Source organism: Mycobacterium sp. UM_CSW, from assembly GCF_000455205.1.
GTDB lineage: Bacteria > Actinomycetota > Actinomycetes > Mycobacteriales > Mycobacteriaceae > Mycobacterium.
Window position 1 is genome coordinate 1 of record NZ_AUWQ01000041.1, and the last position, 11,915, is coordinate 11,915.

Genomic DNA, 11,915 nt, shown 5'->3' on the forward strand with positions numbered 1-11,915 from the left:
CACCAACAAACTTAGGGATTCCGCATGAACTTCGCGGAGATCCGCCAAGCGCTGTGCCGCAAGCTATGCGCTGCCGGTCAACGAACGTGAGCGGCGGGAGGGCCGAGACGACATCGCCGACTCCGTAGGCGACTCTCGGATGCGCTATCGCATGCGATATCGGACTCGTGGATCATCGTATGACCGCCGGTCGGTACTGATGTGGCGCAAGTGACCTGAGCTGGAGAGGAGCGTCGTGCTGAACGGAATCGCCCGCCTGGCCATCGCGGCGCCGCGCCGCGTCATGGCGGTGGCGGTTTTCGTCATGGTCTGCACCGCGATCTTCGGCATCCCGGTCAGCAAGACCCTGTTGCCCGGCGGGTGGTTCGACCCCGGCTCCGAATCGTCGCGGGCGTCGGCGTTGCTCTCGCAGAAGTTCGGTCAGGGCGACATGGTCATGCTGATCACCCTGACCTCCGACGGCGGTGCACAGGGATCCCGTGCCGCCGCGGTCGGCACCGACCTCGTTCGGCGGCTGCAGAATTCACCGCACGTGGGGCAGGTGCGGTCGGCGTGGACCGTGCCGCCGGCGGCGGCGCGCGCCTTCATCAGCAACGACGGCAAAACCGGTTTGATCGTTGCGGCGATTTCCGGCGGCGAGGCCAACGCCCAGAAGTATGCCGAGCGCCTGTCGGACGAACTTGCCCATGACCGCGACGGTGTCGCGGTGCGGTTCGGCGGGGAGGCAACCGTCACATGGCAAGTGGACGACCAGACCCGGGAAGACCTCTTGGTCATGGAGTCGCTGGCGCTGCCGCTGAGTTTTGTGGTGCTGGTCTGGATCTTCGGGGGGTTGTTCGCGGCGGCGCTGCCGGTGGCCGTCGGCGGGTTCGCGATCCTCGGTGCGATGGCGTCGCTGCGCATGGTTTCGCTGTTCACCAACGTGTCGATCTTCGCGCTGAACCTGACCGTCGCGATGGGCGCCGCGCTGGCCATCGACTACACGCTGCTGATCCTCAGCCGGTTCCGGGATGAGTTGGCAGAGGGTCAAACTCGCGATGCGGCGCTGATCCGCACGATGGCGACGGCGGGCCGCACGGTGTTGTTCTCGGCGATGACGGTGGCGTTGTCGATGGCCACCATGGCGCTGTTCCCGCAATACTTCCTGAAATCGTTCGCCTATGCGGGGGTCGCGGTGGTCGCGTTCGCGGTGGCCGCCGCGGTCGTGGTCACCCCGGCGGCGGTCGTGCTGCTGGGCGAGCGCCTCGATTCCCTGGACGTGCGGCGGTTGGCGCGCCGGATCCTGCGGCTGCCCCCCTTCCGGCTGGCTCCGGTCGAACGGCGCATCTGGTATCGATGGACGCGGTCCGTCACCCGCCACGCGGCGCCGATCGCCATCGCCATCGTCGCGCTGCTGTTGCTGCTCGGCTCACCCTTCCGCGATGTGCGATGGGGCGTCGTCGATGACCGGGTCCTGCCCACCTCGGCCTCCGCGCGCCAGGTCGGCGGCCAGCTGCGCACCGGCTTCCCGGGCAGCGGCGTGCCCGACGTCACGGTCGTGCTGCCGAACGCGGCCGGAGTCGGCCCGGCCGACCTCAATCCGTACGCCGCCGCCCTGTCGCGGGTGCCGGACGTCTCGTCGGTGTCCTCGCCGGGCGGCACGTTCGTCGGCGGCAGGCTGGCCGGGCCGCCGTCGGGGTCGGCCGCCATCACCGACGGCGCCGCGTTCATGACCGTGGCCACGACGGCACCGCTGTATTCGGCCGCCTCCAACGCGCAGCTCGACCGGCTGCACGCCGTCCCAACTCCGTCGGGACGGCCGGTGCTGCTCGCGGGCGCCGCCCAGGGTAATCGCGACACCGTGCACGCGATCACCGCCCGCCTGCCGCTGGTGCTCACGATCATCGCCGTGATCACGCTGGTGCTGGTTTTCCTGCTGACCGGAAGCGCGGTGTTGCCGTTCGAGGCTTTGGTGACCAACACCCTGTCGCTGGCCGCGGCATTCGGCGCGGTGGTGTGGGTGTTTCAGCAGGGGCACCTGGGCGGGCTCGGCACCGCGGCGACCGGCACGATCGGCGTGGACCTGCCGGTGCTGTTGTTCTGCATAGCTTTTGGGCTCTCGATGGATTACGAGGTGTTCCTGATCGCGCGGATCCGGGAGTACTGGCTGGCCTCACACCGGGGCTGGGGCGCCAACGACCGGAGCATCGCGCTCGGCGTGGCGCACACCGGCCGGGTGATCACGGCCGCGGCGCTGATCATGGCGATCTCCTTCGTGGCGTTGATGGCTGCACAGGTGTCGCTCATGAGGCTGTTCGGGTTCGGGCTCACGGTCGCGGTGCTGGTCGACGCCACGCTGGTCCGGATGCTGCTGGTGCCGGCGGTCATGCACCTGCTCGGCCGGGCCAACTGGTGGGCGCCCGGATGGTTGGCCCGGCTGCATGACAGGGTCGGGTTCAGCGAGAGCGCGGAGCGCGGGGCGGACACCGAGAAATCCGACTGGCGGGTGATCGGTCGCCGGGTGCTGTTCGGCGTGCAGAGCGGGCCGGTCTGATCAGACGGCGATAGCCTCGTCGACCGCGGGCTCGGAGAGCGCGCGGCGGCCGGTCAACAGGAGCAGCGCCAGTTCCTGGTCGGCGAAACGCTCGACGAGAAGCGGGACGTACTCCCGCACCGGTCGCCCCTCGAACCGGGCCTGAACACCCTGCACGACGGCGGCCACGGTTTGCGCGGGAATGGTCGAATACTTGCTGGTCAACCGATCGGCCACCTGGGCGATGATCGTCTGTTCACTCAACTCGATCACCGCGCCAGGTTCGCATGCGTTTCACACCGAAGTCAAACTCCGTTAACGGGGGATCGGGAGCCCCTGTCGGGCGGATAGCTGAGTATTGTGTACTATACTGAGCATGGCGGAAAAACTCCCGGCGAAGCTGGCGGAACACCCCACCGTGAAGAAGGTGAGCGCCCGCCAGAAACGGCGCCCCGGCGTGTTGGACGCCGACTGGCTGCGCGAGCTGTGCCTGGCCGCCGGCGCCGACGACGTCGCGTTCGCCGCCGTGGACAACCCCGACCTGGCCTCGGAGGTGGAGCACGTCCAGGCCGCGCTGCCGGGAACCAGGAGCTACATCTCGCTGGTGGTCAAGATGAACCGCGACAACGTGCGCTCGACGGCGCGCAGCGTCGCGAACCAGGAGTTCCACCGCAGCGGCGAAGTGCTCAACGAAGCGGCCCACCGGATCGTGCGCCGGCTGCAGGACACCGGTTATCGGGCCCTGAACCCGTCGGCGACGTTCCCGATGGAGATGGACAACTTCCCCGGCCGCATCTGGGTGGTGGCACACAAGCCCGTCGCGGTGGCCGCGGGCCTTGGCGTTATGGGCATCCACCGCAACGTGATTCACCCGCGGTTCGGCAACTTCATCCTGCTGGGCACGATCCTGGTGGACGCCGCGATCAGCAGCTACGGCGAGCCGCTGGATTACAGCCCGTGCCTCGAGTGCAAGTTGTGCGTGGCGGCGTGCCCGGTCGGCGCGATCGGCAAGGACGGCGACTTCGACTTCGTCTCCTGCTCAGTGCACAACTACCGCGAGTTCATGGGTGGGTTCACCGACTGGGTGCAGACGGTCGCGGATAGCGCTGACGCAGCCGACTTCCGTTCGCGGGTCAGCGATTCGGAGAACGCGTCGATGTGGCAGAGCCTGTCGTTCAAGCCGAACTACAAGGCCGCCTACTGCCTGGCGGTGTGCCCGGCGGGGGAAGAGGTCATCGAGCCCTACCTGGAGAACCGCAAGGGCTTCATGGACTTGGTGCTGAAACCGCTGCAGGACAAGAAGGAGACGTTGTACGTGCTGCCGAACTCGCGGGCGAAGGCGCACGCCGAACGCCGCTATCCGCACAAGCCGGTGAAGGTCGTCGACAGCGGTATCCGGGGGCGCTAGGGGCCGGCCGGGCGAACCGCAAGGCGCTCGGCTGCACCATGTTTCGCCGGTCCCGCGCCGATGCGGGCCGGACGTTTCTCTCAGCGTGACTTTTATCCGCGGGCCCCGCTTCGGCCCGAAGTGAGCGCCGCAGGCGCGGCCGACCATCGCGCCCGCGCCGCGGGGCCGTCGTCGCACCGCGCCCGCGTCCGCGAATCGGCGAAGCCCTCCTCGACCTGTGCCTTTGCCGTCGATGGCACCGATTGGTTGCTGCGCATGTGGATCGACAACGGGATCGAGTCAATCGATCACGCGCGATCCCGGCGTTACGGTCGGGTTACACCGCCCGCTTTGCGTGTGACGTAGTGCGGGCGGCGTGGGTGGGCCGCGTTGCTGTCCGCGCGCCGACGGGGGCTTGCGCTGTTAGGCTTCCCGCCATGCACGCGGTAGCCCTTGTTTGCTCCCCATTCGTGCATTGTTGTCGCTGACTCGTAAGCCCGTGCGCGGATTGGGAGTTGGTAAAGACCGGTTGATGTTCTAGCGCCTTCCGCAGCCACGGGACCGACACGCCCGAGTCCCATCCCGGAAGGCCACCAATTGCTCAGCGACATCCGAAGCACACGGCAGGGGCGGCGCGCCCGCCAGCTGGCCGCGCTGACCCTTGTGGTCGGCATGGTCGCGGCATGCGGCGGCGGCGCCAGCGACATCGCGGGCGGCACCGGCCCGGCCAACGCGAACACGAAGATCACCCTGGTCGCCTATTCGGTCCCGGAACCGGGCTGGAGCAAGGTGATTCCGGCGTTCAACGCCTCGCAGGAGGGTCGGGGCGTGCAGGTGATCACGTCCTACGGGGCCTCCGCCGACCAGTCCCGGGGCGTCGTCGAGGGCAAACCGGCAGACATCGTGAACTTCTCGGTCGAGCCGGACGTCACCCGGTTGGTCAAGGCCGGCAAGGTCTCCGCGGACTGGGACAAGGGCGTCGCCAGCGGGATTCCCTTCGGGTCGGTGGTGACACTGGTTGTCCGCAAAGGCAATCCGAAGAACATCCGCGATTGGGACGACCTGCTGCGCCCCGGCATCGAGGTCGTCACGCCCAGCCCGCTGAGTTCGGGCGGTGCCAAGTGGAACCTGCTCGCCCCGTATGCAGCCAAAAGCGGCGGCGGCCGGGACACCAACGCCGGCGTCGATTTCATCAGCAAGCTGGTGCACGAGCACGTCAAATTGCGTCCGAGTTCGGGTCGTCTGGCCACGGGTGTCTTCATCGAAGGCAGCGGTGACGTGTTGATCAGCTACGAGAACGAGGCCATCGCCATTGAGCGGCAAGGAAAATCGGTGGAACACGTCAATCCGACTCAGACCTTCAAGATCGAGAACCCGCTGGCGGTGGTGAGCACCAGTGCGCACCTGGATGCCGCGACCGCGTTCAAGAATTTCCAGTACACCGCCGAGGCGCAGAAGTTGTGGGCGCAGGCCGGTTTCCGGCCGGTCGACCCCGCCGTGGCCGACAAGTTCCGCGACCAGTACCCGGTGCCGGTGAAGTTGTGGACGATCGCCGACCTGGGCGGCTGGAGCAAGGTGGACGCGCAGCTGTTCGACAGGAGCGGCGGCAGCATCACCAAGGTCTACCTGCAGGCGACCGGATGACCGCGGCCGTTCTCCCCGACCCGGAAGCGGTCCGGCCGGAACTCGAACCACCCGCCGGTGAGCTGCCGGAGCCCCGCCCCCCGCGTGCCCCCGGCCCGCCCGGCGGGACGTCGCTTCAGGTCGGCGTGGCGACGCTGTGGCTCTCGCTGATCGTGCTGCTGCCGCTGGCCGCCATTGCCTGGCAGGCCGTCGGTGGGGGCTGGCAGGCGTTCTGGCTGGCGGTCACATCTCACGCCGCGCTGGAGTCGTTCAAGGTGACGCTGACGGTTTCGGTGGTGGTCACCATCGTCAACCTGGTGTTCGGGCTGGCGACCGCCTGGGTGCTGGTGCGCGACGACTTCGTCGGCAAAGGAGTGCTCGACGCCATCATCGACCTGCCGTTCGCGCTGCCCACCATCGTCACCAGCCTGGTCATGCTGGCCCTCTATGGCAAGAACAGCCCGGTAGGCATTCACTTGCAGCACACCCCGCCGGGCGTGGCGGTGGCGTTGATCTTCGTGACGCTGCCGATGGTGGTGCGGGCCATCCAGCCCGTGCTGCTGGAAATCGACCGCGAAGCCGAGGAGGCGGCGGCGTCCCTGGGTGCGACCGGTCCCAAGGTTTTCACCTCGGTCGTGTTGCCGTCGCTGACGCCGGCCTTGTTATCCGGTGCCGGCCTGGCGTTTTCGCGTTGCATCGGCGAGTTCGGTTCGGTGGTGACGATCGGCGGGCAGGTGCCGGGCAAGACCGAGGTGTCGTCGCAGTGGATCCGCGCCCTGATCGAGAACGACGACCGCACCGGCGCCGCCGCCATATCCATTGTCACGCTGTCGATTTCGTTCACCGTGCTGCTGCTCTTGCGCATCGTGGGCGGCCGGAGGGCCAAACGCGAGGAGAAGGCCGCATGAGCTCGGGGCGCTACGCGCTCCGCTCGGTGGTGCTGGCCTACCTCGGTGTGGTGCTGGTCGCTCCGGTGGTCATCATCTTGTGGCGCACCTTCCGGCCCGGCCTCGCTCAGTTCTACACGTGGATCAGCACGCCGGCGGCCATCTCGGCCCTGCACCTGTCGCTGCTGGTGGTGGCCATCGTGGTGCCGCTCAACGTCATATTCGGTGTCTTGGTCTCACTCCTGTTGGCGCGCAGCCGATTCCGCGGCCGGGGAGTGCTGCAGACGGTCGTGGACCTACCGTTCGCGGTCTCGCCGATCATCGTGGGCGTCGCGCTGATCGTGCTCTGGGGCTCGGCCGGCGCGCTGGGTTTCGTCGAAAAGGATCTCGGCATTCCGGTGATCTTCAGTACCCCCGGCATCGTGCTGGCCAGCATCTTCGTCACCCTGCCGTTCGTGGTGCGCGAGGTCCAACCGGTGCTGCAGGAAGTGGGGACCGAGCAGGAACAGGCGGCCGCGACGCTGGGTTCGGGTTGGTGGCAGACTTTTTGGCGGATCACGCTGCCGTCCATCCGGTGGGGATTGACCTACGGCATCCTGTTGACCACCGCGCGCACCCTCGGCGAGTTCGGCGGGGTCATCATGGTGTCGTCCAACCTGCCGGGGGAATCGCAGACGCTCACGCTGCTGGTGAACGATCGCTACAACCGTGGGGCCGAATACGGCGCCTACGCGCTGTCGACGCTGATGATGGGCGTCGCGGTCGCGTTTCTGATCGTCAAGGCCATTCTGCTCATTCGCCGGGCGCGAGCTCGGGCCCAGGCATGACAAGGAGACAACAACCATGAGCGAAAACGGGGGCGACCCGACCGCGTACGCGATCACGGTGCGGGACGCCTATAAGCGTTATGGCGATTTCGTGGCGTTGGATCATGTGGACTTCGTGGTGCCGAAGGGTTCGTTGACGGCGTTGTTGGGGCCCAGTGGGTCGGGCAAGTCGACGCTGTTGCGCGCCATCGCGGGGCTGGATCACCCCGACTCCGGCACGGTGACGATCGACGGCCGTGATGTCACGGGGGTGCCACCGCAGCGGCGCGGGATCGGGTTCGTGTTTCAGCATTATGCGGCGTTCAAGCACCTGACGGTGCGCGACAACGTGGCCTATGGGCTCAAGATCCGCAAGCGGCCCAAGGCCGAGATCAAGAAGAAGGTGGACAACCTGCTGGAGGTGGTGGGGCTCAGCGGTTTTCAGACCCGTTATCCCAACCAGCTTTCCGGCGGTCAGCGCCAGCGCATGGCGTTGGCCCGCGCGCTGGCGGTCGATCCGCAGGTGTTGTTGCTCGACGAGCCGTTCGGGGCGCTGGATGCCAAGGTGCGCGAGGATTTGCGGGCGTGGTTGCGCCGCCTGCACGACGAGGTGCACGTCACCACGGTGTTGGTGACCCACGATCAGCAGGAGGCGCTGGACGTGGCCGATCGGATCGCGGTGCTCAACAAGGGCCGCATCGAGCAGGTCGGGTCACCGCTCGAGGTCTACGACTCCCCGGCGAACACATTCGTGATGTCGTTCCTGGGCGCGGTGTCCGTGCTCAACGGTGCCCTGGTGCGCCCGCACGACATTCGGGTGGGCCGCAACCCCGAGATGGCGGTGGCCGGCGGCGACGGCACGGCGGAGTCGATCGGGGTGGTGCGGGCCACCGTCGATCGGGTGGTGGCGCTGGGCTTCGAGGTGCGCGTGGAACTGACCGCCGAGGCCACCGGGGGCCCGTTCACCGCGCAGATCACCCGCGGTGACGCCGAGGCACTGGCCCTGCGCGACGGCGACACCGTCTACGTGCGTGCGACCCGCGTGCCGCCGATCGCCAGCGAGGTGACGGAGGATCAGGCGGGAGTCGGCTCGGCCTGACGAGCACGCCTGTTTTACCCGGTGGTCGTCCGGTATTGCGGGCAGTACGCGGACGACGACAGCCCCAGGAAGAAGCCGGCCTGCCTGGCCGAGAGATTCGCGTCCTTCATCAGCTTCATGACGAGCAGGGGCCGCGTGGTGCCCTGGTCGAGTAGTGCACACATATTCCTGCCCATCCCGATGGCGACGTTGTTATCGGAAATCGGGATCCCCTGGCTCGCAAGGGCGGCGATGAACGCGTCATCGTTTTGGTCGGCCGATGCCGGCGCGGCGAAGAGCGGCGCCGCGGCGGAAAGCAGGACCGCCACTAACGTCGACCACTTTCCAGAACCCATGTGCGGATGGGCCACTGTTCCTCTTAGTGCGGGCGAATGTGCTTCGGTTCAAAAATAACCGTTAAGGCAAGAACACCCTCACATCATCGGCGGGAACGGCACCATCCAGTTCATCGAGTTGTCGGTCTTGCCCCGATACTGCGGGCAGTAGGCAGCCACCGAAAGGCCGACGAAGTAGCCGGCCTGCTTCGGCGAAAGCGGGGTGTCCTTCACGATCCCCATCGCCACCGCGGTTGACGCCTCACCCTTGTCGAATCCGGCGCACACCGTATGTCCCATCGAGACCGCGGTGCCGCGGTCGGACATCGATATCCCGTTTTTCGCGAGGGCCGCGACGAACGCATCGTCGATCGGCTCCGCCGATGCTGGCGCCGCACCCAGCAGCGCGGCCGCGGACAACAGGACCCCGCAGGCGATCGACCACTTCGCTGCACCCGCGTTCGTCCGGGTCATGGCCTCCCCCTAAACGGGTGAATCGGCTTCGAGTCAAGAACGACTTGGTTGAACGGTAACCGAAATCTAGACATTCCTCTTGTCGAGCGGCCGCAAGAATTCCGCAAGAACTTCGCGACGAAGCGGCAAGCGCCGTGCAGCAACGTACGCGTTGCCGGTCACGGCGACCGGCCCGCAAGGAAACGTCGCAAGAAAAGTGTCCGACCGCGGGGGAGCGGTGGCTCTTAGGAATGCGAGCGGCCGACCGGTCGCTACCGGTCCCGATCTTGGGACCGGTAGCCGCGGGGGACGGGTCAACTTGCACACAACTACAGACCACCCACCAGAGAGGAAACCCCGGTGAGCACCGACCTCGACAACGCGCCGACACAGCGCCTGCGCGGCATCAGCACGCTGACCCCGGTGAGCGAGCCCCGCATCGCCCACCGCGGCTGCTACGCATCGGGATCGCGCGCCCTCGCGGTGACCGAGACGTCCACGCTTCCCCGGATCAAGGCCGTCGCCCCCGCCGTGACCCCGCTGCCCGCCAAGGCGGCGCGGAAATGGCAGGGCCTCTACGCGCTCAAGCCGTGGTACACCCGCCGGCTGACGCCGATCGTGAACGTCGCGGTGCGGCGGAACATCTCGCCGGACGTCTTCACCGTCGCCGGGGTGCTGGCGGCGGGCGTGGCCGGAGCGACGGTCGCGCTGGGCTGGTGGCCCCTGACGGCGCTCTTTCTGGCGCTGCGGCTGGCCGGAGCCAACCTCGACGGCGCGGTCGCCCGCGCCCGCGGCGTCAGCCGGCCGTGGGGATTCGTCGTCAATGAGATCGGCGACCGCGCCTCGGACCTGTTGACCTTCGCGGGGCTCGCGGTGTGGGCGGCGCGGCAGCGCGGCCCCGGGCTGCATTGGCTGTCCTGGCCGGTGATCATGGTGCTGGTCGCCGCGCTGGCCGCGACGCTGCCCACCTTCGCCTCGTTGGCCGGAGCCGCCGCCGGCGCGCCCCGGCGCAACGGGGGTCCGCTCGGCAAGACCGAGCGCTGCCTCTTCGTTTTCTTGGCCACCGCCTTCCCGGTCATCCTGCCGGTGGTGGCGACCCAGCTGGTGAACGGCTCATTGATCACCACGGTGCTGCGGCTGCGGGCCGCCCACCGCGAGCTGGCGGCGAAGCGTCAGGACGGCCCGGCCACGCAGGGCACGCAGGAATTGGCGGTGCTGGCGTCATGACCGCGACCAGGATCAGCAGCGTGCTGCGGCACCGGCTGTGGCGGGCGGTGTGCGCCGTGTCCGGCGGGCTGACCGTGACCGGCCGCTTCCCGGTGCAGGGTGGCTGCGTGGTGGTGGCCAACCACTCCTCGCACGCCGACACCGCCGTGCTGCTGGCGGCGCTGCCCGCCGGCGCCCAGCCGGTGTTCGCCGCGGCGGCCGACTACTGGTTCGACGTGCCGGTGCGCCGCTTCGTGGCGTCCTCGTTGATCGGGATCCTGCCGGTGCGGCGGTCCGGCACGGACACCTACGCCCAGCTGCTGGCCGCGGCCCGCCCGGCGCTCGAGGCCGGACGCACCGTCGTCATCTACCCCGAGGGCACCCGGTCCACGGACGGCGACATCGCCGAATTCCGTTCCGGCGCGGTCCGGTTGGCGCGCGACTGCGGCGTGCCGATCGTCCCGGTCGCGGTGCTGGGCACCGCCGAGGTGCTGCCCAAAGGCGCGAGCTTCATCTCCCACGCGCCGATGCAGGTGCGCATCGGCGAACCCGTCGACCCGGCCGGCACGTCGGCGGCGCAGCTGCGCGAGCAGGTCATGGCGCTGCGCGGAGACGCCCCGGAGCCGCAGCTCGTCGAGCTCCCGCACGCCGCTTGACGCTGCTCAACCGAGCAGATAGGCCAGCGGGAGGACCAGCAACAGCGAGTCGATCCGGTCGAGCAGGCCGCCGAAGCCCGGGAGCCAGGTGCCCGCGTCCTTGACCTGGGCCTGCCGCTTCACCATCGATTCGACGAGATCGCCGAGCACGCCGCCGAAGGCCACCGCCACCAGCAGGCCGAGGGTCATCGTGCCCAGCAACGTCAGCACCAGAAATGCCCCAATGACCGCACCGACCAGCCCGCCGACCGTCTTGTTGGGGCTCAACGGGGACAACGGCTTTCGCGCCCACCCGAAGAAGCGCAGCCCCTTTCCGCCGCACCAGGCCGCGACGTCGGTGGCCGCGGCCGCGAAGCACACCAGGTACGCGTCGGACCACAACGTCACCAGGTGCGCCAGGGACCAGCAGATCCACACCGAACCGAACGCGGTGAAAGTGGTTCGCCTGCCGCCATTTTCGACGTCGCCGCTGAACACCGAGGGCAGCGAGCACGCCAGCACGATGATCGGCGCCAGGCGCAGCAGCGGCGGATGCAGCCACGCCGCAAGCGGATACAGCACGGCCAGCGCCAGCAGCAGATACGTGTCGGCCTTGCCGAGTTTCACCAGGCGCGCGTACTCGAACACCGCGACCACGGCCAGCGCGGCCGCCAGGGTCGCGGTGGTGCCCCGGCCTATCCAGATGGGGATGCCGACCACCGGCGCGATCATCACCCACGTGGTCCACCGCCGGATCAGCTCACGCCGGCGCGACGCGAGCACCACGACGCCGGCGACCACCAGGATCACGACGGTGACCCACAGGAAGAACACCGATCGCGCGTACAGGTGCACGTGCAGCGGACCCACGTCGAAGTTCAGCGGCAATCGCCGATCCAGATGCAGGATCCGCAGGTAGTAGTCGACCAGCATCAGCGTGGCCCGTCCACATCAGCCTCCCAGCAAACTGTGGTCCAGGAAACGATAAGCGGT

The 11,915-nt window shown here is 68.1% G+C and carries 12 protein-coding genes; 8 read left to right on the forward strand and 4 right to left on the reverse strand.

Annotated elements, in window-relative coordinates; all coding sequences use genetic code 11:
• Positions 1-235: 235 nt before the first annotated feature.
• Complete coding sequence (locus N415_RS15975; RefSeq protein ID WP_068183677.1) at positions 236-2,533, forward strand: MMPL family transporter; 2,298 nt, start codon at positions 236-238, stop codon at positions 2,531-2,533.
• Here the strand turns inward: N415_RS15975 and N415_RS15980 are convergent, their stop codons facing one another.
• Positions 2,534-2,737 carry a hypothetical protein gene (locus N415_RS15980; RefSeq protein WP_152531429.1) on the reverse strand — a complete coding sequence of 68 codons (204 nt, stop codon included), beginning with the start codon at positions 2,735-2,737 and terminating at the stop codon, positions 2,534-2,536.
• 151 nt (positions 2,738-2,888) lie between these two features.
• On the opposite strand from N415_RS15980, the gene N415_RS15985 reads away from it, so the two are divergent.
• The 5 genes from N415_RS15985 to N415_RS16010 all read left to right on the forward strand — a co-directional run bounded on the left by N415_RS15985 (position 2,889) and on the right by N415_RS16010 (position 8,314).
• On the forward strand, positions 2,889-3,920 hold the full coding sequence (locus N415_RS15985) for a 4Fe-4S binding protein (RefSeq protein WP_068183684.1): 1,032 nt from the start codon (positions 2,889-2,891) through the stop codon (positions 3,918-3,920).
• A 651-nt stretch (positions 3,921-4,571) separates the two neighbouring features.
• On the forward strand, positions 4,572-5,543 hold the full coding sequence (locus tag N415_RS15995; protein WP_068184000.1) for a sulfate ABC transporter substrate-binding protein: 972 nt from the start codon (positions 4,572-4,574) through the stop codon (positions 5,541-5,543).
• Positions 5,540-6,430, forward strand: a complete 891-nt coding sequence (cysT, locus tag N415_RS16000) for a sulfate ABC transporter permease subunit CysT (RefSeq protein ID WP_068183690.1) — start codon at positions 5,540-5,542, stop codon at positions 6,428-6,430. Before N415_RS15995 ends, cysT begins: the two co-directional genes overlap by 4 nt.
• Positions 6,427-7,236, forward strand: coding sequence for a sulfate ABC transporter permease subunit CysW (gene cysW / locus N415_RS16005; RefSeq protein WP_068183694.1), 810 nt, complete (start codon positions 6,427-6,429; stop codon positions 7,234-7,236). Before cysT ends, cysW begins: the two co-directional genes overlap by 4 nt.
• A gap of 16 nt (positions 7,237-7,252) precedes the next feature.
• A complete protein-coding gene (locus N415_RS16010; protein WP_068183696.1) occupies positions 7,253-8,314 on the forward strand; it encodes a TOBE-like domain-containing protein in 1,062 nt (353 codons plus the stop codon).
• A gap of 14 nt (positions 8,315-8,328) precedes the next feature.
• Here the strand turns inward: N415_RS16010 and N415_RS16015 are convergent, their stop codons facing one another.
• Both N415_RS16015 and N415_RS16020 read right to left on the reverse strand, forming a co-directional pair.
• On the reverse strand, positions 8,329-8,664 hold the full coding sequence (locus tag N415_RS16015) for a DUF732 domain-containing protein (protein WP_068183699.1): 336 nt from the start codon (positions 8,662-8,664) through the stop codon (positions 8,329-8,331).
• Between the two features lie 63 nt (positions 8,665-8,727).
• The gene (locus N415_RS16020) at positions 8,728-9,102 is read right to left on the reverse strand and encodes a DUF732 domain-containing protein (RefSeq protein WP_068183702.1); all 375 of its coding nucleotides are present in this window, start codon (positions 9,100-9,102) and stop codon (positions 8,728-8,730) included.
• Between the two features lie 339 nt (positions 9,103-9,441).
• On the opposite strand from N415_RS16020, the gene N415_RS16025 reads away from it, so the two are divergent.
• Positions 9,442-10,308, forward strand: coding sequence for a CDP-alcohol phosphatidyltransferase family protein (locus N415_RS16025; RefSeq protein WP_239645593.1), 867 nt, complete (start codon positions 9,442-9,444; stop codon positions 10,306-10,308).
• Positions 10,305-10,943, forward strand: coding sequence for a lysophospholipid acyltransferase family protein (locus N415_RS16030; RefSeq protein ID WP_068183705.1), 639 nt, complete (start codon positions 10,305-10,307; stop codon positions 10,941-10,943). The genes N415_RS16025 and N415_RS16030 overlap by 4 nt, the downstream gene beginning before the upstream one ends.
• Positions 10,944-10,949: 6 nt before the next feature.
• On the opposite strand, the gene N415_RS16035 is transcribed toward N415_RS16030, so the two are convergent.
• Positions 10,950-11,855 carry a phosphatidate cytidylyltransferase gene (locus tag N415_RS16035; RefSeq protein WP_068183708.1) on the reverse strand — a complete coding sequence of 302 codons (906 nt, stop codon included), beginning with the start codon at positions 11,853-11,855 and terminating at the stop codon, positions 10,950-10,952.
• Between the last annotated feature and the right edge of the window lie 60 nt (positions 11,856-11,915).